This is a genomic window from Streptomyces sp. CG 926 (genome assembly GCF_003148825.1).
In the GTDB taxonomy this organism is placed as follows: Bacteria; Actinomycetota; Actinomycetes; order Streptomycetales; family Streptomycetaceae; genus Streptomyces.
Map to the genome: position 1 here is coordinate 59,414 of NZ_QGGZ01000004.1, position 20,392 is coordinate 79,805.

Genomic DNA, 20,392 nt, shown 5'->3' on the forward strand with positions numbered 1-20,392 from the left:
CCCGCACACCCGCACACCCGCACCGGCCGGTGGCCGCCGCGACCCCCGTCGCCGCGGCCACCGGCCGGTGCTCGGTCAACAGTGGCGGCCGTACTCATCGTCGGCCGGCCCGCCCTCTCGTGGATCCTGCCGGGCCCGGCAGGATCCACGAGGGACCGCATATGCTGCTGCCCCGGATCGCCTTCCTCCAGGAGTCACCCGTGGCACGCTCGCTCGACGGCCTCGTCTTCGCCCCGGTGGCCGACCAGGCCCCCGGCCAGGTCGGCCGGCAGACCCGGTTCGAGTACCACGAGCAGGACGACCGGGTCTGGGCCGAATACCGGGGCGGGGACGTGGCCATGGGCTGTCTCGTCGGCACCCGGGCAGGGAGCACCCTCGACTTCCGCTACGTCCAGCTCCGCCTCGACGGGACGACCGCGTCCGGGCACTGCACCTCACTCCTGACGGAACTCCCGGACGGTCGCTTGCGCCTGGAGGAGACCTGGACCTGGGAGTCCCAGGAGGGCAGCGGCACGAGCGTGGTCGAGCAGCTGCCCGGCCGAGCGACGATCTGACGGAGCAGCCGGCCGAGGAGATCGAGGCCCTCGGCAGCCGTTGGACGACCCACTCGCTCGGGAAGAGCTGACGACAGTTGCGCAGGTGAGAGGCCGCGGGGACAGCCGGCACCGGGACCCGCTCAGACCCCGCGGGGCCAGGGCCTCCACACCACCACACCACCACCCCGCCACAACTGGTAACACTGATGGGCTGGCTTCAGGCTCAGTCGCAGCCTGCGCCCGACGGCCGTACGTCCCGCTGCGGCGCCCTCGTTGCGGCCGGCGCCTTGGTCGCGGTCGACGACCCCCGCCCCAGGACACCGCGTGCGCCCATCACCACCAGGGCCTCGCACGTCGTCGGCCGGGCCGTCACTCGCCCCGCTGATCCGGCGACCGCATACCGCCTCGTCCGGGCAAGTCCAGCTCCGAAGCCATCACCGCGGACGCTACGAACAAGGTCGCCACGTCCTGGCGCCTTCGCCGGCGTCGGTTGCGCCCTCGCCTGTCGCTGCCGGCTTACCGAATGAGATGACGCCGTAGGAAGTTGTCGACGAGCAGGTCGGTGAAGGCTCGGTCGACGTGGTCCCCGGTGACCAGGACGCGGTGGTAGATCGGCCCCACGAGTTGGTCGACTTCGGCCACCATGTCGATGTCTGCCGGGAGTTCACCGCGTCGTACCGCGTTTTCCAGGGGGAGCCGGTCGCGGCGGCGCTGCTCGTCGAGATACCGGGCGCGCAAGACGGTGGCGAACGCGGGATCGTGCTGTGCGTGGCCGAGCAGTGCGGTGAAAACGGCGCCCGCGTCGGACCGGGTGAGGAACTGGGCCAGCTGGTGCAGGTGGGCGCCCAGGTCGCCGGCCAGGTCGCCGTGATCGGGTGGGGTGAGCGCCTCCGTCGCGTCCAGGAGGAAGGCGTCCAGGAGGATGTCGGTCTTGGTTTTCCACCAGCGGTAGATGGTTTGCTTGGCGACCCCGGCGCCGGCGGCGATGCCCTCGATGGTGACGCCGGAGAAGCCCTTTTCCACCAAGAGGCCGTCAGCGGCCTCCAATACGGCCTGCCGCGCCTGCTCGCTCCGCCCGTGCCGGTTGCCGTGGTGCTGCCGCGCCGTCCGGTCCGCGCCGGCACCTTCGGCGACCGTGTTTCCTCGATCCGTCTCTGCCTTCACGGGCCAAGGGTAAGTCACCACCTTCTAGACGCAACGCAACGGTACGTCTAGTCTAGGTCGCATGACACAGACCAGCACGCTCCATGACCCCCGCGTTCTATCTGCTCTCGACGCGATGTTCTCCCGAGCGGCGAAGGACGAAGCCACCAGCGAACGGATCAGGGCCGCGCGGCCCGACGGATTCACCTGGGCCACCCCGCAGGAGATGGCAGACGCCAACGCGGAGGTGTACATGCCGATCTCGGCCGAGGGCGGGAAGCTTCTCTACAACCTGGTCCGGGCCGCCCGCCCGGCTACCGTGGTCGAGTTCGGCACGTCCTTCGGGATCTCCACGCTCCACCTGGCCGCAGCGGTACGCGACAACGGCAAAGGCCGGGTGATCAGTTCGGAGCTGAGCGCGGACAAGGTCGCCGCCGCGCGCCGCACCTTCGCCGAGACCGGTCTGGACGACCTCATCACCGTCCTCCAAGGCGACGCCCGTGACACGCTCGCCGGAGTGGACGGCACGGTGGACTTCCTGCTGCTCGACGGGTGGAAGGACCTGTGCCTGCCCGTGCTGCGCCTGCTCGAGCCACGCCTCGCACCGGGCACCCTCGTCGTGACCGACGATGTGGACCTCCCGGCCCTGGCCCCGTGTCTCGACTACGTGCGCGACCCGCGGAACGGGTACCAGAGCGTCACCTTCCCGGTCGAGGACGGCATGGAGATCAGCTGCCGCCTTTGAGGGGGTGACAGACGGAGGGCCGGACGCGCGAGGGACCGGTATGGATCACCTGGGAGGACAACGCCTCACCCGTCACCGATCGCGCCCGAGGCGAGGGCCGGCCCGGTGGGGGTGAGGACCGGCGCCTGCACCACAAGCCGTCGCGGAGCGGAGCGAAGCCGCCACCGCCGCCGTCGGAATGGCCCTCACCCACTCACAACGCCTGCGGGCCCGGACACGACGAAGTCGGTCCGCACCGCCTCGCATCCAGATCGGACACCGCACCCCCTGCGAGAATCATGTCCACGCGCGATGGTTGTGGCCCTTGCCTCCGCGGCGTCCGCGCCCGTACCGGGTTCGGCCGACGGCTCCCGGTCGGTCCTTCGCACTGATCGCCCTGCAGACACGACATCATGACGCGGGCCGGGCGGGGCAGCGGTCGCGCCGGGCCCCAGCTTGGGCTCAGTTCGGGCGCCACCGTTCAGGGCAGAGCCGTTCGCGCGCATCAGCCGCCGCGAGCCGACCCAGCAGAGAGCAGGGCCGCCGTTGAACGGTCGGTTCAGCCCTCCGACCCGCTGCCGTTGGACCCGCCGCGCGCTGTCCAGGCCCTCGCGTCCTGGCCGTAGCGGGTGAGGAACCGCGCGAACTGCAAGCGGTCCGCTCCGTCCCAGTGCGCGGTGATCTCCTCGAAGGCACGACGTTGCTCAGCGGCGTATCCCTTGCGCGCCGCCTCTCCCGCGCCGGTGAGTTCGAGCAGGCTGCTGCGGCCGTCCTGCTGGGAGGCGGCGCGGCGCAGCAGGCCCTCCGCGATGCACGCGGCGATGGCACGGCTGGCGACGGGCTGGGCGACGCCCATCTCCTCGGCCACTCCGCCCACGGTGATCTTCCCCGCCGCGTCGCCGATCACGTTCAGGACGATGTTGCGGGTCAGGTCCCCACGGCCGCCGCCGACGCGCCGACGCAGTCGAGACAGCGCCGGCCCCACGTTGTCCAAGACCGAGCCGTCATCGGCGGGCGCGGGTTGTCCTTGGCTGGTCATGTCCCAAATCTACGACATGTTATTGACATGCATATCGCATACATATGACTTACGGTATGGATCTAGTCGGTCCACCGGAAGCGAGGCACGACCATGAGCACCACCGCCATCACCGGCGCACGCATCTTCGACGGGGAAAAGCCGCTCGGCATCACCACCGTCGTCATCGAAGGAGGCAAGATCGTCCAGCTCGGGGGCCACGCGCCGGCCGGGGCCGAGGTCGTCGACGGGACGGGGGCGACGCTGCTGCCCGGTCTCATAGACGCGCACGTCCACACGTACCGCGGCGGCCTCGCTCTGGCGCTCAAGTTCGGCGTCACCACCGAACTTGAGATGCAGGGCACCCACACCCGCGACCGCCGCGGTGAGATCAGCGAGGACGACTCCGTCGCCGACGTGCGCTCCTGCGGCTTCGCACTGACCCCGCCCGGCGGGCACCCCAGCGAGCTGTTCCCCGAGGGGTTCAACCCTGGCAAGCAGGCCGGCCGGCACCGCGGCGAACCGCCTTACCACCCCGACGCCACCAGTCCCGAGGCTGCGGCGGCCTCCATCCCGCAGCTGATCGCGCGCGGCTCGGACTACATCAAATTCATGATCGACGACGGCAGCGTCGAGGGGCACCCGGGCCTGCCCATGCTCGACCAGGCCACCTTGAACGCCGGGGTGACCGAGGCGAAGAAGCACGGCGCGCTGACCGTCGCCCATGCGCTGACCATCGACGCCACCCGCATGGCGATCGAGGCGGGGATCGAGGGACTGGTCCACCTGTTCGTCGAACCCCCCACCGACGAGATCATCACGCTGATCAAGGACGCGGGCATGTTCGTCGTGCCTTGCGCCGTGCTGAACGCTTCCCTGATGGGCATCACCGGCGGTGAGCTCGCCGACGACCCGCGGGTGGCCTCGCGCCTGGACACCGACTGGGACGCCACCTTGCGCTCCTGCTTCGGCCACTACCCCCAAGGCAAGCTCCAGGACGTGCTGGACAGCATCAAGGCCCTCGCCGACGCAGGGGTGGACCTGCTGGTGGGCACCGACGTCTCCCAGCCGCTGCCGTTCCTGGGCGGTCTCGCCCACGGCGCCAGCGTCCACCAGGAACTGCAGCACCTCGTGGCGGCCGGCCTCACCCCCGCCGCGGCACTGCGTGCGGCCACCGCCACAACTGCCCGCCGCTTCCACCTCTCCGACCGCGGCCGGATCGCCGAGGGCCTGCGCGCCGACCTGCTCCTGGTCGACGGCGACCCCACCGTCACCATCACCGACACCCTCAACACTCGCGCGGTGTGGCGCCGCGGCACCCGCCTGGCCGCCTGAAACCCGCCGGACATGGGCCGGGCCCGAAGGGCCCGGCCCATGTCCGTTCTCTTGCCCTTGGGATCGTGCAGGCCACCAGGACGATGGCGACGACACGACGAAGGAGGAAGAAACAGGAGACATGGGTGTCGCTCTCTCAAGAACCGCACCTCACCGGCCGAAACAGGCCGGTGGAGGCACTCGCGGGCCGGCCCGGAGCCGTCCGGCGCGGGCCACGGCTCAAACGACCAGGACCCGGCGCCCCCGGGTATGGCCCGTGCGGCTGTCGGTGTGCGCCGCTGCTGCCTCGGTGAGCGGGTACCGCTTCTCGACCGGGATGTGGAGCCTGCCCGTGGAGATGAGGGCGACCGCCTCGGCCAGTGCGTCCGGCACGCTCCCGGCCACGCCGGAGAACCGTACGCCCAACTGCGGCGCACCGAGGTCGGCGATGGAGACGACCTTGCGCGGGTCCCCGGTCAGCTCGACGAGTTCGCGGATCACGCCCGTGCCGGCCAGGTCGAGGGCCGCGTCGACCCGGCCCAGGTGCCGGACCCGTTCGACCCAGCCCTCGTCGTAGGTCGTGGCGAGGGCGCCGAGCCCGCGCAGGTAGTCCTGGTTCGCAGCCCCGGCCGTGCCGATCACCGTGATGCCGCGCGCGCGGGCGATCTGCAGCACCGCCGACCCGACGCCGCCGGACGCGCCGCTGACCAGCAGCGTCTGCCCGGGCCGCGCGCCGACCTCTCGGATGATGCGCAGCGCGGTCTCCACCACCGACGGGTACCCGGCCGCCTCCTCGAAGGTCAGCTTCTCGGGCATCCGGGCCCAGGCCGACAGCACAGCGAACTCGGCGTACGTGTCGGCGCCTTCGCCGAACACGCGGTCGCCGACCTCGACCCCCTCGACGCCCTCGCCGACCTCATCCACCACCCCGGCGGCGTCCAGTCCCACCCCGGAGGGCAGTTCGACCGGATGAGCTCCCAGGACCTGCCCCTCCCGGATCCTCCAGTCGACGGGGTTGACGCCCGCCGCCCGTACGGCGATGCGTATCCGACCAGGGCTCGCGTGGGGTTCCTCGACTTCCACCAGTCGCAGGACCTCGGGACCGCCGAACTCGGCGAAGCTGATTTTCTTCATGAGACCGACGGTAGGCCTAACCGTTAGGGTTTCACAACTGATAGCTATTCATATCTGGTAGCGTTAGGGCATGATCGAGCCGTCCGGACGTCGCGAACGCAAGAAGGCCGCAACCCGTCAGAAGATCGCTGACAGCGCGCTGCGGCTCTTCCTGGAGCGTGGGTACGAGGCCGTGGGCATCCGTGACGTGGCGGCCGATGCCGACGTGGCCGTCACCACTGTCTTCGCCCACTTCGCCTCGAAGGAGGCCCTGGTCTTCGAACGCGACCAGGACTTCGAGCAGCGCCTCACGCGGGCGGTGACCGACCGGTCTCCGCACGAGCCGCTCATCCCGGCCCTGCACCGCGAGGTCCAGGCTCTGGTGCGGCACTGCACGGCGGAGGGCAGTGCACCCGTCCGACGCATGATCGAGGGGTCTCCCGCCCTACGGGAATACGAGGAGTCGATGAGCCTGCGTCACGCGCAGGCGCTGGCAGCGGCGCTGGCCGCCGACCCCGACCTGTCCCGGAGTGCGACAGCCTGCCGGGCGATCGCGCGGTTCGCCATCGATGCCTTCGCCCTGGCCTGCCGGGCGGACGATCCCGAGGCGACCGTGGACGAGGTCTTCCGGATGATCAAGGCGGCTTGGGAAGCCACCGCGCCCTGAGTCGGGGACAGCGTCGATGGGAGCTGGTGCCGCATCAGGCAACGTTCACCTCTCTCATGCCACAGCGCTTGGTGATCGTCCCCATGGTGGAGGATGCCGGTTTCCATGACGCTGTGCGCAAGCACATGCGTCGGTCCAGGGCGCTGGTCGCTGTTTCCTCGGAGGCGGATCTCCCCGGCAGGCTGCTGTTCGGAGCGCCCCGACCTGGAGCTTGCCCTGATCGAACGGTCGCCCGATCTGGGCGAGCTGGGGGCCGTTGGAACGTACCTGGATGGTCGAGACCGTGATGCCCAGACGCGCCGTCTCTTGTGGGTAGTACCGGGCGAAGAGCACCGGCAGCATGGTGCCTCCGTGCTTGAGCACGGTCAACAAGCGTGAGCTGTCCGGGCCGCCGACGGTGTCGATCGCGTCCGTGGCCCGCGTCGTGGTGTGGTCGATGAACTCGTCGGCGCCGAGCTTGCGCAGGAACTACTCGTGCCGGCCCGAGGCCACCGCAATGACATGCGCGCCCTTCCACTTCGCCGGCTGCACCGCGAAGTGGCCCACTCCACCGGCGGCCCCGTTGACCAGCACGGTCATCCCCGGCGTGATCGGGACCGGCCGGTGCGCCTGGCTGGGTAAAGGGGACGGCGTCCACACAAGGAGAACCGTAAGTGGCCGCGCGCGCTCGCCCTCCGGGACCCCGAACTGCCCGCCGAGCTCGTCGAACGCCTCGCCCGCGACGAGGAGGCCCGGGGCCGCCGCAAGGCAGCGGCCCACCCGAACCTGCCCGTCCCGGAGCTTCTCCTGCTCCTCGGTCACACCGACGTACGAACGGCCAAGGCCTAGCCCGCTCTCCCCACCTCCGCGATCCTCGCCGTCGCGGAGCTGTGAGCCGTGCGGAACGTGTTCAGAGCATGATGAGCAGGCGCGTCCTGGCCTTGAGCTTCCGGTTCACCGAGCGGCTCTGCACGTACACCTCCAGCTTGGGATTGCGCCCCGCCTTCACGGAGACGGTCCCCTGGATGCCCGTGCCGAACAGAAGACTGCGTGCCGCATCTCCCGTGTACGCGCGATCGGTGTCCTTCTCGACCACGATGACTTCCTTGTCGGGCTGTACCTGGACCCGGGTGCCCAGCTGGTAGTAGCAGGAACCGCGTTCGTAGGTCACGCCCGGGTGCGAGTCGACGAAGGACCGGATCTCGATCTCCTCGTCGACCTTCAGGAGCCGGTACTTGTCGGCCGGGACCGGTTCGAGGTTCGCCCGTACGTCGTCGACCGAGATGTCCTGGCCGACCGCGAACAGGTTCTTCGTCCCGCGCACCCCCTTCTCGCGGCCGCGCAGGAAGCTGGTGGCGGCGGCACGGACGGTACCGATCGCCTCCTCGACGCCTTCCTGGGAATCCGCGTCCCAGATGGCGATGTTGCCGGCCGGGAAACCGTAGTTCTGGGCGGTCCGCTTGGCCAGGGAGTTCGGGACGAGGATCGCTGACGTCCAGTGCCCCGGAAGCGCACCCATCTTCGCCGCGATCCGGTCGAGCCAGGGGCCGAGGATGGTCATGTCGCCGTCGTGCCGCCGGTCCCCGCCGGAGGCGTTCTCCTCGCCGTCCGTCACCACGATCTGGAGGAAGCTGTGCTCGCCGTACTCCTCCCAGATGTGACCCAGGTCGTCCAGCGACTTCAGCGAGGCTTCGATGAGGGCGGTCGCACCGTTGTTGACCTTGTACAGCCCCCGCATGGACGGAAGGTGCTTCACGTCCATGTCCCAGACCAGGTTCTCCACCTTGTGGTCGAAGGAGTAGAGACTGATCCGGGTCTCGTGCCCGAGGCTGTCCGACTCCGCCTTCAGGCCCGCCACGAACTCGTCGACGACACGGATCAGTTGGCCCTGGTGTGGACGCATGGAACCCGAACAGTCCACTACCAGCGCGACGTGGTTCACCTTGTGCTGGATCTTGTTGGCGGACATGATTCTGCTCCTTCTCCGAAGCTCCCCGAGTGATGTCTCCACACTAGGAGGGGCCACTGACAACGAAGCCTGACGAATGATCAGCCCAAGTCGTGGGCGGCCGCCGCCGGTGTAGCCTGCAGACTGTTCGATTTCAGGCAGGGGTGGGGATGCCATGGACGTGGTGCGGGTCATGGAGTCACTGGCAGAGCAGGGTGTGACGGTGTTGTTCAAGGTCGACGCCGAGCGCATGCGCGACGGGACGCGGCCCTGGACCTTCGTCGCGAGCGGGGGTCCGTTCCGGGACGATCTCCTGGTTCGCACGGACGCCGTCTCCTTGGAGGCATGCCTGGAGGTCTGTCTTCCGCGACTGCGTGGGCTCGGCTTGGTGATTCCCCGATGACGACTCCGTCCAGGGCGGCGGGGCGGGCGGGGCCTCTCCTCCGACTCGATCGGCCCCGGGCGCGCTGATCCCGCGCCTCCCGGCAGGCACACGTCGACGTTCCCTGAACGAAGAGGGGTACGAGACCGCCCTCCGGTGGGAGTACAACCACCTCGGCATGAGGACGGCGGCCTGGCAGGACGCCCGGAGGGGTGGCTGGTACTTCGAATGGATCGGTGAGCACGTGTCGAAACCGTGCCGGGACCTGATCCACACCGATGGCAGTGTGGGCACCGACATGGACGGCGGCAGCCCCTACCTCCCCGTCGCCCCTTCCGTCCCGCACCTGATCTAATCGCATGCGCTCACCGACAGCGTCGCGACGTGGAGGCCTTGGCCCATGGCCGGTCCGTCCGCCCCGTCCGCCCAAGCCGTCGCGCTCCTCGACGGCTTGGTGGACGTGCCCGAAGCCTCATGGGGTTCTTCGCGGTGGCGGCTGTCGGACCGTGTCGCCGTCATGGATCAGGATGTATGGGATCGCCGGGGGCGCGACACCAGTTGCTGCGTCCTGGGTTTCGTGGCCGGCCGCGGTCGAGGTGCCTCCACCGGCTTCTTCTGCGGTGGAGGCGACTTCGGCGGATAGCTCGGTGGCAGCCTGGGTCCCTTGGCCTGCGGACCGGTCAACTCGTCCTCCTCGCAGCGCGGAACAGCCGGCTTCACCATGGTGGCAGGCTCCCCATACCTTCGTGGGTGAATCCGCCGGGCCGGGCCACCCGGCGGTGCGCAGGGGCAGGGGTCAGAGTCGGACGTTCCAGTCGACCGAAGAGCGCAGGGTGCGCTTCACCTTCGGGTCGCGCACCGACGGGGTGCGGTCCTCGGCCGTGACCGTCAGGCGGTGCGTGCGGAAGTCGAAGAGCCACAGTTCCGCCACCGACACCTCGGTGCGTCCCTCGAAGCGCCTCAGCTCCCGGCCGTCGAGGTACCAGCGGACCACGGGCTGGCGGCCGTCCGCTCCGGCCAGCTTCGGCACGGAGGCCTTGGCCGTGTGTCGGAGCCTCAGCGTGCGGTCGGTCGGGGTGAGCGGGGTGACGATCCGGGCGTGCTGGTAGAAACCGGCGATCATCGACTCGACACCGGGCAGGTTGAAGGGCTTGCCCAGGACCCGCATGAGGGAGTTGTCGGTGGGCCGGTACAGCCCGGTCACGAAGTAGTTGCCGCCCTCGTACGCGCCGACCGTGCCGCCGTCCGGTGATTCCTCGCCGAGCCAGCGGTACCACTTGGCCCGCTGTGCGGCCATGCGGTCGGCCGGCAGGGCCGAGCTGTTGGATTCGCCGGGCTCGGGGCCGGTGTACTTCTCGTACTCCGGGACGCCCGGGTAGAAGTACTCGTCGGCGAGCTTGCCGAGTGAGTGTCCGGTCTCGTGGATGGCGACCTGGCCGGACTTCGGGTGGCCGGCGGAGGCCGTCGATATCCCCTCGTACCCGAGGGTGGCGCTGCGCTCGTTGTAGCCCGCCCCGCCGTACTTGGCGCTGTTGGCCAGGACGATGACGAGGTCGGCGGCGGGCGCCTTCGCCACGTAGGTGTCCACCTTGGGCTGGTCGACGCAGAGCAGCCGCTCGATGTCCTCGCACCAGAAGTAGGAGCCGAGGGCGGTGTCACGGACGGTGGCCGGGTCGGGGTCGCCGGAGACTCCCGAGTCGTGGGAGACGGCGTCGACCGTCCAGACGTTGAAGAGGTTCCGGTAGGTGGTGTAGGGCTCGACGGCGGTGACCTCGGCCCATTTCTGCTCGGCGTCGGTGTGGAACCGGTCCAGCTCTGCGGCGGTGTACCCGTCGCCGATGACCACGACGTCGAGGCGGTCGCCGGTGGAGCCGTTGTCGATCATCTTGGTGACCTGGCCGTCGGCCGATCGCTCGGCCGGGGACAGTCGGCCCGTGGCTTTGGCGGGGCTGCCGGCGGCCGGTACCCGGGCGTGGCCCGAGCCGGCGTCGCCGCCGTGCTCCGGCCCGGGTATCTCGACCTCCACCCGGGGTCCCGTCCCGGCTCCTGCGGAGCCGGCGGCATCGGCCACGCCCACGGGGCCGGCGGCCACCAGCGCGGCGGTCGCGCAGATCGCCGCTACGGCCCCGCGCAGCGCCGCTCGTCTCGCGGAGCGTCTGACCGGATTCATGAAGTCCTCCCCGGGGAACGGAAGTTAAGCCGTTTGTTAAGTCCAGTGAACTGGTTGCTTAAACTAGGTGGCGCGCGGGGCGTGCGCAATGCCTGCTCCCCCTGAATACTGGGGAGTTCGAGCGACCAGGGGGAATCCATGGACGAACCGGCCCGGATCGGCCGCAGGGTGCAGCGCATGCGCGGTGAACTCGGCCTGACGCAGCGGCAGTTGGCTGAGCCTTCCTACACCTCCGCCTACATCTCCACCCTGGAGTCGGGCAAGGTCCGGCCGTCCGAGACCGCGCTGCGCTTCCTCGCCGCCCGCCTCGGCACCTCGTACGAGGAGCTCGCCACCGGCCGCCCCGCCCACCTGGCCACCGAACTGCGGCTCGCCCTCACCGACGCCCAGCAGACGCTCGCCACCGGCGCGGCCGACGAGGCCGCCGCGCGCTACCGGCGACTGTTCGCCGAGGCCGAGGAGCTCGCGCTGGTCCCCGAGCAGGCGGAGGCCCGGCTCGGGCTCGGGGAGTGCGCGCTGGAGTCCGGTGAACTGCCTGACGCGATCGGCCACTTCGAGGCCGCGGAGCGCCTGCTCGCGGACGAGCCACTCCCCCGCCGGGCCCGCCCGATCCGCGGCCGGGCCGTCGCGCACCTGCTCGCCGGTGAGCTGCGCTACGCCTGCTACCTGCTCGAATCCACCATCGACGAGCTGGGTGCGAGCGGGCTGGCCGACCCCGAGGCGTTGGTACTGCTCAACGCCGCGATCATCGGGCCGTACCTGGACATGGGCGCCCATGCCCGGGCCGCCCGCGCCGCCGAACTCGCCCTCGCGCTGGCTCCGCAGGTCAGCGACCCGGCGCTGGTGGCGGGCATGCACCGGCAGGTGGCTCGGACCTTCCTGGCCGGCGGGCGGGTGGCCGACGCCGACGCCTCACTGGCGAAGGCCCAGGAGATCTACGGGCAGTTGCGGCTGCGCACGGATCTGGCGCACTGTCACTGGATGCGTGGCTACGTACTGGCGCAGAACGGCGACCTCGCCTCGGCGGAGCGGGAGTTGCGTATCGCCCGGGACATGCTGTCGGCTCGCCGCGCCGGGCTCTACACGGCGCAGGTGGAGGTCGAGCTGGCCGACGTACTGCGCCAGCTCGGCCGGTACGAGGAGGCAGCCGGGCTGCTGTCGGCGCTGCTGGAGCTGGGGGACAGTCATGGCGCCGTGCACGCGGGCGGCGCGCACCGGCTCCTCGGCCTGATGGCCGAGGAGCGCGGCGAGTCGGAGTCCGCGGAGGAGCACTACGTCCAGGCGCTGGCGCTGCTGGAACGCAGTGGGGCGACCGGTGATCTCGCGGACCTGTGCCGGCTGTTGGGCGATCTGCTGCGGCGTACGGGCCGGGTCGAGGCGGCCATGGACGCGTACCGCACGGGCCTGGGGCACCGGGCGGCGCCCGGCACCACCACCCTGGGCCCGGCGCCCGCCGCCCCCGCGCCGCGGCCGACCCGGGTCAGTGGTTCTCGGTGGGCTGCAGGTCCCGCGGAATGAGGGTCCAGGTCGTCGCCGCCGCGGCGACCGCGAGGACGGCGGCCAGCAGGAACGCCGGGGTGATCGCCAGGGTGTAGGCGTGCGAGGCGGTGTCGAGCAAGGCCTGGCCGACCGCGCCGCCGATGCGTTCGGCGGTGTGCGCGGCCTCGCCGACGGAGCCCTGCACGGCGGCGGTGCTGGGGCCGTCCAGCTCCAGGGCGGGCAGGTTGCCCCGGTAGAGGGCGGCCGCGGTGGAGCCCAGGACGGCGACGCCCATGGCCGAGCCGAGTTCGTAGCAGGTCTCCTCGATGGCGGCGGCGCTGGAGACCTCGGCGGCGGGCGCGGCGGAGACCAGGGTCACCGAGGCCACGGTGGTGGCGAGGCCGGCGCCCAGGCCCATCACGGTCAGGGCCGCGGCGAAGGCCGGGTAGCCGAGGTCCGTGAACTGCTGGAAGGTCCAGGGCAGGGCCATGCCGACGGCCAGGACGACCAGCCCGGCGCCGAGCACGTGGCGGATGGCGAAGCGGTGCATGAGCAAGGGCGCCACCATCGAGGCGACGATCAGCGCGAGCGGGGCCGGCAGCAGGCGCAGCCCGGCCTCCAACGGGGTGTAGCCCTCGCCGTACTGGAACCACTGGGTGACGAGGAAGAGGATCGCGCCCATGCCCACCATGGGCAGGAAGATCGCGGTGGCCGCGACACTGAAGGCCGGCTTGGCGAACAGCCGTACCTGCAGCAGCGGGTTGTCCAGGCGCAGCTGGCGGCGTACGAAGACGGTCAGCAGGACGGCGGCCATCAGGAGCAGGGCCCAGGGCAGCGGGTCGGCGACTCCGCTCTTGCCGAGCTGCTTGATTCCGCCCGCGAGGGCGAGCATGCCGACGAGCGACTGGCCGACGCCCCACCAGTCCCAGGTGCCACCGGCGCGCGGTGAACGCGATTCGGGCAGGTAGCGCAGACCGGCCGCGACGATGACGGCGGCGACGGGCAGGTTGAGGAGGAAGGCGGAGTGCCAGCCGTAGTCCTGGACCAGGAGTCCGCCGACGACCGGCCCGAAGGCCATGCCGCCGCCGAAGACGGCCGCCCACACGGCGAGCGCGAAGGCGCGCTCCTTGGCGTCGGTGAAGACGGTGCGCAGGATCGACACGGTGGAGGGCATGATGGCCGCGCCGCCGATGCCGAGCAGGGCGCGGGCCGCTATCACGTGCCAGGCCTCGGTGGAGAACACGGCGATGAGCGAGGCGAGCGAGAAGATGCCGAAGCCCGCCATGAGCAGCCGCTTGCGGCCCCAACGGTCACCGAGCGCTCCCGCGGTGACCAGCAGCCCGGACAGGGCGAGTGCGTAGACGTCGATGATCCACAGCTGCTGTACGGCGCCCGGCCGGAGGTCGCCGACGAGCGAGGGGAAGGCCACGTTGAGGATCGTGGTGTCCATGGAGATGAGCAGGAGACTGCCGGAGAGGATCGCCAGGACGATCCACCGGTGGGGGGCCTGCGCGGGGGTGTGCATGAGGTTCCGTTCAGAGGTGCGCCATGTGCGCACGGTGGAGGGGAGTTTCAGGGCGCGGGATCGCCGGCGGGGGGCTGCGCGGGCGGCCGCGTCCCGCTGAGGAAGGAGGTCAGCACCAGGTGGCCGATCTGGCGCGGGGCGAAGTGGCCGTCGCGCACGCCCTCGGCGGCGGCGTCGAGCAGACCCCAGAGCGAGTACCAGATCCAGTACGGCGGCAGGTCCGCGCGCAGTCGGCCCAGCCGTTGGCCGAGGGCGAGGAAGGCCACGGCCTGCCGGTCCTGCCGGTCCACGCCGGCCCGGAACTCCGGATCCGCGAGGACGGTGGCGTCGCGCGAGGTGAAGCCGTAGAGGTGGGCCGCGGGCATCAGGGCGACGACCAGTTCCTCGATGGCGATGTCGAAGGCGGCGGCGTCGGCGCTCGCCGTCAGGTCGAGCGGGGCCAGGCACCCGTCGACCACGTCGATCGCCCGGACGGCGACGGCCTTGAGCAGGGCCTCGCGGGTCGCGTAGCGGCGGCTCAGCGTGGCGCGGCTGGTGCCGATGCCGGCGGCGATCTGCACCATCGAGGCGCTGTGGTCGCCGGCGAGGACGCGGGCGGCGCCGTCCAGCAGTTCTTCGTTCACCATGAGCGAGCCTCCTGAGTCTCCTTCGCCTCGGACGATACAAGATTGCCTCATTCGAAGCAAAGAGCACTCATTCGCGAGCCTTTATTGAACATGGCAATCATTTCCGTATACTGCTTGCATGGCACGCAACGAAGTACGCCCGATCGTCAAGCTCCGCTCCACCGCGGGAACCGGCCACACCTACGTCACCCGCAAGAACCGGCGCAACGACCCCGACCGCATGATGCTGCGCAAGTTCGACCCGGTCGTCCGCCGGCACGTCGACTTCCGCGAAGAGCGCTGACCCTGCCCGCCCCCTCCCGAAGGAGCGCACCGTGAAGCCTGGAATCCACCCCGCCTACGGCCCCCTCGTCTTCCGCGACAAGGCCGCCGGCTTCGCCTTCCTCACCCGGTCGACCACCACCGGCAACGGCACGGTCGAGTGGGAGGACGGCCGCACCTACCCCGTCGTGGGCGTCGAGATCTCCTCGCGGAGCCACCCCTTCTACACCGGCACCGCCCGCGTCCTGGACACCGCCGGCCGTGTCGAGCGCTTCCAGCGCCGCTACGGGAGCGCGCGGTGACCCTGCCGGTCGTCCTCGTCGGCGGCCTCCACGCCGACGCCCGCCGCAGCGCGGTGCGGGAGCTGCTGGCCGCCGTACCGGGCAGCGTCGCCCTCCACCACGACCTGACCACGGCGACCGAAGGGACCGTAGGACGCCTGATGTCCGACGCCTCGGGAGAACTCTCCCGGGGCGAGGCCCCGCTCGTGAACGACTGCGCGTGCTGCGCGCTGCGGGCGGACCTGCTCCCGGAGCTGTGGCGCCTCGCCTCGGACGGGTCGACGCGGCTCGCCGTCGTCGAGCTGTGGGATTCGGTGGAACCGCGCGCCATGGCCGAGGTCGTGGCCGCGCACGGCGGCGAAGCCCTCGACCTCACCAATGTGATCACCGCCGTCGACCCCGCCCTCGTCCTGCCGTACCTGGCCAACGGGGACGACCTGGCGCAGGCAGGACTCGCGGCGGCCCCCACCGACCGGCGGACCGTCGGGGACACCTGGGCCCGGCAGCTGGAGTACGCCCCCGTCCTCGCGCTCGTCACCGGCCCTGGTGCCGGCACCCGCGGTGACGGTGCGGCGGACGAGGAGAACCGCGCCCTGCTGGCCCAGCTGCACCCGACCGCCCGCACGGTGGCGACCGGGTCCGGTGAGCTGGCGCGGGTGGCCTTCGCCGGCTTCGACACCGCCGCGGCGGCCGCCGCCCAGCATCCGGCCTGCGCGCGGTTGCCGCAGGACGCGGACGAGGCCGGGGTGGCCACACTCGTCTGGCACCGCCACCGCCCCTTCCACCCGGAACGGCTCTACGAAGCCTTGGAGGACCTCGCTTCCTCGGCCGTCCGGAGCCGCGGCCGCTTCTGGCTCGCCGACCGCCCCGACACCCTGCTGGCCTGGGACGCCGCGGGCGGTGCGCTCTGCGTGGAGAACAGCGGCCCGTGGCTGGCCTCGCTGCCGGACGCCGCGTGGGAGTTGGTGCCTCCCGCACGCAGGGCGGCCGCCGCGCTGGGCTGGCATCCTGAGCACGGCGACTGCTGCCAGTACCTGGTCTTCACCTCACCCGGCCTCGACCGGGAAAGCCTGGTGCGGCTCCTGGACTCGTGTCTGCTGACCGACGCCGAGTTCGCCGCCGGGCGGGAGGCCTGGAAGCACCTACCGACCGCCTTCGGCGCCCTCCTCGACCCCGTCTCCTGACCGCAGCCTCGGGCCGGCCGGTCCCGCCCTAGGCCGTCTCTTCCGGTTCTTGTCGGGTGAGCCCGGGTCGTCCGGTGCGGTGCATCGCAAGGCGGAGGGGCGCCCGTGTACTGGACGTACTCGGGCGCCCCGACAACGCGGCGAGGTGCCGTGCCGGGCGGGCCGGGCCCGACAAGAACCGGAAGAGACGGCCTAGTCCCCGGTGCCGCGGGCGCGGGCTCCTGAGCGGGTGCGGCCCGCGGTCTGGGCTCGCTGCGGGTGGCGGCGTACGTACTCGTGCTCCAGCTCGTTCATCCGCTTCGTATGGGTGACCAGGGCGTCGTCGGACCCGTGCAACAGGGTCTCGTGGCGCGTGCGGTGGATGGCCTCCAGCTCCTTGAGCAGCCGGCCCTCCTCCAGCTTCTGCGCCGACGGGCCGCCGTCGTGCTCCGTCATGGCACGTGCACCTCCTCCACCGGGCCGCGGGATCACGCTTGGCCTACCTCCCCGGCCACTCCATCATGCCCCGCACCACGGGAGGGGGCCTCCGGGGCCGGACCTGCCGGCCGAACCCCGGACCGCCCTCAGCGCCGCAGGTCGCCCAGTACCTCGCGGGCGGCCCGCGCACCCGAGGCCATGGCGCCCTGCACGGATCCGGTGGCGCGGTGGTCGCCGCACACGTACCGGCCCGGCGCCACCCGTGTGGTGCGGGTCAGCGGATGCGGCGGTGGCATGACGGGCAGCGCGTCCTCGATGGTGCGGGCGGTGAGAAGGTCCCAGCCGTCCGTGCCCGTGCCGTACGCCTCTGCGAGCGCCGCCCGAAGCTCGCGCTCGCGGGCCTGCCCGCCCCGGCCGATGACCGATGTGGCGATGAGGGCCCGGCCGGGCGGGGCGTAGGAAGGCACGACGTCGCTGAGGACGCAGGTGTTGAGGAAGCGGCGGCCGACGTCCACGAGCAGCGTGGGCTCGCCCAAGGGTGAACGGGCAGCGACGTGGTAGTACGTCGTCACGGTCCGGTAGTCGGGCAGGACAACTTCAGGCAGCAGTGCCGCGGCGGGCCCCGGGTCGGTGGCGACCACGACGGCGCGGGCAGGGATCTCCACTCCCCCGGCGGTCAGTACGCCGTGGTCCGTGAGGCCGGCCACCGGGGTTTCGAGCCGTAGGGCGCCCGCGGGCAGGCCGGCCGCCAGAGCCCGCGGCACCGACCCGATGCCGCCGGTGGGCAAGCAGATGGTTCCGCGCAGCATGCTCCGCCAGACCAGGTGGAACACCCGGGAGGAGGTCTCCAGTTCGTCCTCCAGGAACACCCCGGCCACGAAGGGGCGGAAGAGCCTCTCGACGAACTCTTCGGAGATCCCCGCGTCGGCGAACGCGGTACGGGCGGTGGTGTCCGGGCGCCGTTTGAGGCGGCCGGGGGGCAGCAGCATGTCGCGGGCGGACAGCAGGCCGAGGGCGGCCAGGTCACGCGGTCCGGCGAGGCGGCCCGACAGCAGGTCGGGCAGCGTACGCGGCCGGCGGGTGGGATCGCAGAAGGTGAGCCTGCCGTTCGGTGTGTGGACGAGGAAGCCCGGTGTGAAGGGCCGCAGTCGGAGTTCCTTCAGGTCGAACCTGCGCCGTACCTGGGGGTAGGCGGTGTTGAACACCTGGAACCCGCGGTCCACGACGAAGCCGTCGATCCGGTCCGAACGCATCCGGCCGCCGACGGCGTCACTCGCCTCCACGACCCGTACGCTCACGCCGGCCGCGGCCAGATCCCGGGCGCACGCAAGCCCGGCGACTCCGGCCCCGACGACCAGCACGTCCGTCGCATCCAGGGCTGAGGACATTTGACCACCTCTCACGTGTCGCTTCGAGCGGCCCGAGCCGCTCGTTCACTGTGTTCCGCGTATCGCTCGGACACGGATGCGACACCGCCCCGCGGCCCGACCACCCCCCGTCCGGCCCCTTGCGTGCCTCTGCGTGCGTCGGCCCTGGGCCACCCGCGGGATCGGTTCTTCGACCGTGCGAAGGCGGGCCCTGCCGAACGGGCCGTTGACGCGCCGCTACGGGTGCGCCCCGCCCCGCGTTCAGACGAGGCGGCGGCGGTCGCCCTTCTCGTCGCAGGGGATCTGGGTGGCGGGGTGGTGAGCGAGGAAATCGCGGGTGGCCTGCCGTTCCACTTCGCTGATGGCCGTCGGTTCGACGTCGATGATGCCGCCGAAGGGCCGGTCGACGTCCCGGATGATGATCAGCATCGTCGTCAGGAGGGCCGTGATCACGGTCAGGGTGATCAGCTGGCCGCGGTTGTTCTTGCGGGGTAGGCAGATGCCCAGGGCCACCACGGTGATGAAGAGAGTGGCGAGCAGGAACCAGAAGATGGCGCTGGGAATGCTCGCACTCGCCTGCGTGAGGCGTTCCTCGCGTTCCTCGGAGCGCTTGTTGTCGGCGGCGATCAGCATGCCGAAGACCGGCTTGCCCTCCAGCGTGCGGAAGGTCTGCCGGAAGTCGGTGGACCACACGCTGGGCGCCGGTGAGCCGTTGCCGACCGACATGGCCGGCCACTCGTGGGCCTGTACGGCGCGGGCGTAGCAGACCGCGGCGGCCTGGATCCGGGCCCGCTGGGCGTCGGGGGCGTATTCGGCGGTCTCCACGAGCTGGTCGAGGGCCCGGGCCTCGCCGCGCGAGGCGACCTCGGCCTTGCCGTAGGAGCCGTTGGCCGTGACCAGCACGAACGCGAGGAGCAGGACGGTCAGGGTGAGGAGGGGCCCGACGAGGTCCTTGACGGCCATGCCTGTGTCGTCGTCCTCGCTGAGGAGTCGGGGCCGCAGCCAACGGTTGGCCGCGAGACCGGCGAACAGGGCGATAACGGCGACGACGATGACCAGGGCCACGAGCAGCCACTTCCGGGAGAGGGCAGGCGGTACGCCCACGCCGCGGGGTGCGGACAGGACGGCGTGATCATGTCGCGATCGTCGCCACGGCTCGAACGCAAAAACGATCATCCACCTTCGAACGGAGGACGCCCCTTGCGCCAGAAGGCCGCTGCCCGTACGTACGCGGGCCCTCGTTCGCTCCGCGGTCGTACCGCGGCGGCCGGGCGCCGCTCGGTGACTCCGGGCGAAGCCCTCGACCTCGTACCCCTGCGGTGGCAGCACCCTCGAGAACCGGGTGGTGCCGGGCGGCACGCCTGCCGTACGCGATGACGGGGCCGCAGGGTCTGGACGGGACCTCGGCATCACCCTCAGGTCGTGCGCGGGAGGCGGATGTGAGCGCAGGGGGCCGACCGGAGCAGCGGAGTCGACACGGGCGTAGGGCGCGTGTTCGCTGAGGCAGAGGTCGTTGCTCGTTGCCTCGCTCCGGCTCGCCGGCGCTCAAGGAAGAGGACCCCGTGTTCAACGTTCCGAAAGATGCGGACCAGGCACCGGCCAGGTTGGAGCGGACCGGCTACGTGCCACTCACCGGCCTCCTCACCGCCGAGGGGCTGGCGCTCCTGCGCCGGGAGGCGGCGCGGCTCGAGGGGATCGCTCTGCGCCGTGACTTCTCCATGGCCTGCATGGACAACTCGCCACGCCATATGACCACCCTGGGCGGCCAGGTGATCGCCGAGGAGTCGGAACTGCTCCCCCGCCTGTACGCCGACGAGGACCTGCTTTCGCTGTTGGGCCGTCTCACCGGGCAGGCCGTGACTTCCGTGCCGGACCCGGTGGAGCGTCACGTCCTCAACATCCTCCACCAGGAGGGTGACACCCATGGCGGCCACACCGACGACCACCCCTACGCCCTCGTCCTCTTCCTGGAGGCGCCGGGCAGACCGGAGGACGGCGGCCTGCTCGAATACACCCCCGGCACCCCGCGCCTGGACGCCCTGGGAACACCGGCGGCCGTGACCGGCCACCACCACGCCGGCGATGCCTACCTGCTCCGCAGCGACACCACCGCCCACCGCGTCACCCCCCTGACCCGCCCCGGAGTACGTCGCACCGTCCTCAACTTCGCCTACACCCTCCCCGGCCACCCCACACACCGGACCGACTCCGCCCACCAGCTCTACCGATGACCCCGACCGACGACCACGATCGCCGAC

The 20,392-nt window shown here is 71.1% G+C and carries 21 protein-coding genes and 2 pseudogenes; 11 read left to right on the top strand and 12 right to left on the bottom strand.

The genetic code is table 11. From position 1 onward, the window contains the following. Positions 1-200: 200 nt before the first annotated feature. On the top strand, positions 201-554 hold the full coding sequence (locus tag BCL76_RS12360) for a hypothetical protein (protein WP_109779904.1): 354 nt from the start codon (positions 201-203) through the stop codon (positions 552-554). An 87-nt stretch (positions 555-641) separates the two neighbouring features. Here the strand turns inward: BCL76_RS12360 and BCL76_RS40610 are convergent. Further along, positions 642-781: pseudogene (locus BCL76_RS40610) on the bottom strand (IS630 family transposase); the annotation flags it as partial. A 271-nt stretch (positions 782-1,052) separates the two neighbouring features. Next, positions 1,053-1,700: a TetR/AcrR family transcriptional regulator gene (locus BCL76_RS12365; protein ID WP_109779537.1), complete on the bottom strand. Its 648-nt coding sequence runs from the start codon at positions 1,698-1,700 to the stop codon at positions 1,053-1,055. 115 nt (positions 1,701-1,815) lie between these two features. On the opposite strand from BCL76_RS12365, the gene BCL76_RS12370 reads away from it, so the two are divergent. After that, on the top strand, positions 1,816-2,424 hold the full coding sequence (locus BCL76_RS12370; protein ID WP_258309576.1) for an O-methyltransferase: 609 nt from the start codon (positions 1,816-1,818) through the stop codon (positions 2,422-2,424). A gap of 538 nt (positions 2,425-2,962) precedes the next feature. On the opposite strand, the gene BCL76_RS12375 is transcribed toward BCL76_RS12370, so the two are convergent. Next, positions 2,963-3,442 (bottom strand): MarR family winged helix-turn-helix transcriptional regulator, encoded by a 480-nt coding sequence (locus BCL76_RS12375; RefSeq protein ID WP_109779539.1) that lies wholly within the window; start codon positions 3,440-3,442, stop codon positions 2,963-2,965. Between the two features lie 93 nt (positions 3,443-3,535). Here BCL76_RS12375 and BCL76_RS12380 point away from each other — a divergent pair, with 93 nt between their 5' ends. Further along, on the top strand, positions 3,536-4,756 hold the full coding sequence (locus BCL76_RS12380) for an amidohydrolase family protein (protein ID WP_109779540.1): 1,221 nt from the start codon (positions 3,536-3,538) through the stop codon (positions 4,754-4,756). A gap of 219 nt (positions 4,757-4,975) precedes the next feature. Here the strand turns inward: BCL76_RS12380 and BCL76_RS12385 are convergent, their stop codons facing one another. Further along, on the bottom strand, positions 4,976-5,869 hold the full coding sequence (locus BCL76_RS12385; protein ID WP_109779541.1) for an NADP-dependent oxidoreductase: 894 nt from the start codon (positions 5,867-5,869) through the stop codon (positions 4,976-4,978). A 70-nt stretch (positions 5,870-5,939) separates the two neighbouring features. On the opposite strand from BCL76_RS12385, the gene BCL76_RS12390 reads away from it, so the two are divergent. Then, positions 5,940-6,515, top strand: coding sequence for a TetR/AcrR family transcriptional regulator (locus BCL76_RS12390; RefSeq protein WP_109779542.1), 576 nt, complete (start codon positions 5,940-5,942; stop codon positions 6,513-6,515). Between the two features lie 198 nt (positions 6,516-6,713). Here BCL76_RS12390 and BCL76_RS12400 read toward each other — a convergent pair. Further along, a pseudogene (locus BCL76_RS12400) lies at positions 6,714-7,172 on the bottom strand (zinc-binding dehydrogenase); the annotation flags it as partial. 232 nt (positions 7,173-7,404) lie between these two features. Continuing rightward, complete coding sequence (locus tag BCL76_RS12405) at positions 7,405-8,463, bottom strand: vWA domain-containing protein (protein WP_109779543.1); 1,059 nt, start codon at positions 8,461-8,463, stop codon at positions 7,405-7,407. 172 nt (positions 8,464-8,635) lie between these two features. Here BCL76_RS12405 and BCL76_RS12410 point away from each other — a divergent pair, with 172 nt between their 5' ends. Both BCL76_RS12410 and BCL76_RS38915 read left to right on the top strand, forming a co-directional pair. After that, positions 8,636-8,845: a hypothetical protein gene (locus BCL76_RS12410; protein ID WP_258309577.1), complete on the top strand. Its 210-nt coding sequence runs from the start codon at positions 8,636-8,638 to the stop codon at positions 8,843-8,845. Between the two features lie 157 nt (positions 8,846-9,002). Beyond that, on the top strand, positions 9,003-9,179 hold the full coding sequence (locus BCL76_RS38915; RefSeq protein WP_181382528.1) for a hypothetical protein: 177 nt from the start codon (positions 9,003-9,005) through the stop codon (positions 9,177-9,179). 441 nt (positions 9,180-9,620) lie between these two features. Here BCL76_RS38915 and BCL76_RS12415 read toward each other — a convergent pair whose 3' ends face one another. Next, positions 9,621-10,994 (bottom strand): M64 family metallopeptidase, encoded by a 1,374-nt coding sequence (locus tag BCL76_RS12415; protein ID WP_109779545.1) that lies wholly within the window; start codon positions 10,992-10,994, stop codon positions 9,621-9,623. Positions 10,995-11,132: 138 nt separating this feature from the next. Between BCL76_RS12415 and BCL76_RS12420 the strand changes: the two genes are divergently transcribed. After that, on the top strand, positions 11,133-12,512 hold the full coding sequence (locus BCL76_RS12420; protein ID WP_109779546.1) for a helix-turn-helix transcriptional regulator: 1,380 nt from the start codon (positions 11,133-11,135) through the stop codon (positions 12,510-12,512). On the opposite strand, the gene BCL76_RS12425 is transcribed toward BCL76_RS12420, so the two are convergent. Together BCL76_RS12425 and BCL76_RS12430 are read right to left on the bottom strand one after the other, a co-directional pair. Next, complete coding sequence (locus BCL76_RS12425; protein ID WP_109779547.1) at positions 12,475-13,998, bottom strand: MFS transporter; 1,524 nt, start codon at positions 13,996-13,998, stop codon at positions 12,475-12,477. The two genes, BCL76_RS12420 and BCL76_RS12425, sit on opposite strands and share 38 nt — an antisense overlap. Before the next feature lie 47 nt (positions 13,999-14,045). Further along, complete coding sequence (locus tag BCL76_RS12430; protein ID WP_181382529.1) at positions 14,046-14,624, bottom strand: TetR/AcrR family transcriptional regulator; 579 nt, start codon at positions 14,622-14,624, stop codon at positions 14,046-14,048. Positions 14,625-14,742: 118 nt separating this feature from the next. On the opposite strand from BCL76_RS12430, the gene rpmG reads away from it, so the two are divergent. Genes rpmG through BCL76_RS12445 form a run of 3 tightly spaced genes read left to right on the top strand, consistent with a single transcriptional unit; the run spans position 14,743 to position 16,350 of the window. Further along, on the top strand, positions 14,743-14,907 hold the full coding sequence (gene rpmG, locus BCL76_RS12435; protein ID WP_109779549.1) for a 50S ribosomal protein L33: 165 nt from the start codon (positions 14,743-14,745) through the stop codon (positions 14,905-14,907). Between the two features lie 31 nt (positions 14,908-14,938). After that, the gene (locus tag BCL76_RS12440; RefSeq protein ID WP_109779550.1) at positions 14,939-15,187 is read left to right on the top strand and encodes a type B 50S ribosomal protein L31; all 249 of its coding nucleotides are present in this window, start codon (positions 14,939-14,941) and stop codon (positions 15,185-15,187) included. Then, positions 15,184-16,350, top strand: a complete 1,167-nt coding sequence (locus tag BCL76_RS12445) for a CobW family GTP-binding protein (RefSeq protein ID WP_109779551.1) — start codon at positions 15,184-15,186, stop codon at positions 16,348-16,350. Before BCL76_RS12440 ends, BCL76_RS12445 begins: the two co-directional genes overlap by 4 nt. Positions 16,351-16,542: 192 nt before the next feature. Here BCL76_RS12445 and BCL76_RS12450 read toward each other — a convergent pair whose 3' ends face one another. From BCL76_RS12450 to BCL76_RS12460, 3 genes are all read right to left on the bottom strand, one after another. Next, on the bottom strand, positions 16,543-16,785 hold the full coding sequence (locus BCL76_RS12450) for a DUF6158 family protein (RefSeq protein WP_030718072.1): 243 nt from the start codon (positions 16,783-16,785) through the stop codon (positions 16,543-16,545). 128 nt (positions 16,786-16,913) lie between these two features. Next, entirely contained in the window at positions 16,914-18,155 is a 1,242-nt protein-coding gene (locus BCL76_RS12455) for an NAD(P)/FAD-dependent oxidoreductase (protein WP_109779552.1), read from the bottom strand. Between the two features lie 240 nt (positions 18,156-18,395). Beyond that, on the bottom strand, positions 18,396-19,238 hold the full coding sequence (locus tag BCL76_RS12460) for a bestrophin-like domain (protein ID WP_258309580.1): 843 nt from the start codon (positions 19,236-19,238) through the stop codon (positions 18,396-18,398). A 458-nt stretch (positions 19,239-19,696) separates the two neighbouring features. On the opposite strand from BCL76_RS12460, the gene BCL76_RS12465 reads away from it, so the two are divergent. Further along, a complete protein-coding gene (locus BCL76_RS12465) occupies positions 19,697-20,365 on the top strand; it encodes a HalD/BesD family halogenase (protein ID WP_109779553.1) in 669 nt (222 codons plus the stop codon). Positions 20,366-20,392: the final 27 nt, after the last annotated feature.

Bases quoted from the DNA above. Each gene is read 5' to 3' on its own strand.
- BCL76_RS12425 (WP_109779547.1), bottom strand. From the start codon at position 13,998: ATGCACACCCCCGCGCAGGCCCCCCACCGGTGGATCGTCCTGGCGATC.
- BCL76_RS12405 (WP_109779543.1), bottom strand. From the start codon at position 8,463: ATGTCCGCCAACAAGATCCAGCACAAGGTGAACCACGTCGCGCTGGTA.
- BCL76_RS12450 (WP_030718072.1), bottom strand. From the start codon at position 16,785: ATGACGGAGCACGACGGCGGCCCGTCGGCGCAGAAGCTGGAGGAGGGC.
- BCL76_RS12375 (WP_109779539.1), bottom strand. From the start codon at position 3,442: ATGACCAGCCAAGGACAACCCGCGCCCGCCGATGACGGCTCGGTCTTG.
- BCL76_RS12455 (WP_109779552.1), bottom strand. From the start codon at position 18,155: ATGTCCTCAGCCCTGGATGCGACGGACGTGCTGGTCGTCGGGGCCGGA.
- BCL76_RS38915 (WP_181382528.1), top strand. From the start codon at position 9,003: ATGAGGACGGCGGCCTGGCAGGACGCCCGGAGGGGTGGCTGGTACTTC.
- BCL76_RS12415 (WP_109779545.1), bottom strand. From the start codon at position 10,994: ATGAATCCGGTCAGACGCTCCGCGAGACGAGCGGCGCTGCGCGGGGCC.
- BCL76_RS12380 (WP_109779540.1), top strand. From the start codon at position 3,536: ATGAGCACCACCGCCATCACCGGCGCACGCATCTTCGACGGGGAAAAG.
- BCL76_RS12390 (WP_109779542.1), top strand. From the start codon at position 5,940: ATGATCGAGCCGTCCGGACGTCGCGAACGCAAGAAGGCCGCAACCCGT.
- BCL76_RS12410 (WP_258309577.1), top strand. From the start codon at position 8,636: ATGGAGTCACTGGCAGAGCAGGGTGTGACGGTGTTGTTCAAGGTCGAC.
- BCL76_RS12420 (WP_109779546.1), top strand. From the start codon at position 11,133: ATGGACGAACCGGCCCGGATCGGCCGCAGGGTGCAGCGCATGCGCGGT.
- BCL76_RS12430 (WP_181382529.1), bottom strand. From the start codon at position 14,624: ATGGTGAACGAAGAACTGCTGGACGGCGCCGCCCGCGTCCTCGCCGGC.
- BCL76_RS12385 (WP_109779541.1), bottom strand. From the start codon at position 5,869: ATGAAGAAAATCAGCTTCGCCGAGTTCGGCGGTCCCGAGGTCCTGCGA.
- rpmG (WP_109779549.1), top strand. From the start codon at position 14,743: ATGGCACGCAACGAAGTACGCCCGATCGTCAAGCTCCGCTCCACCGCG.
- BCL76_RS12370 (WP_258309576.1), top strand. From the start codon at position 1,816: ATGTTCTCCCGAGCGGCGAAGGACGAAGCCACCAGCGAACGGATCAGG.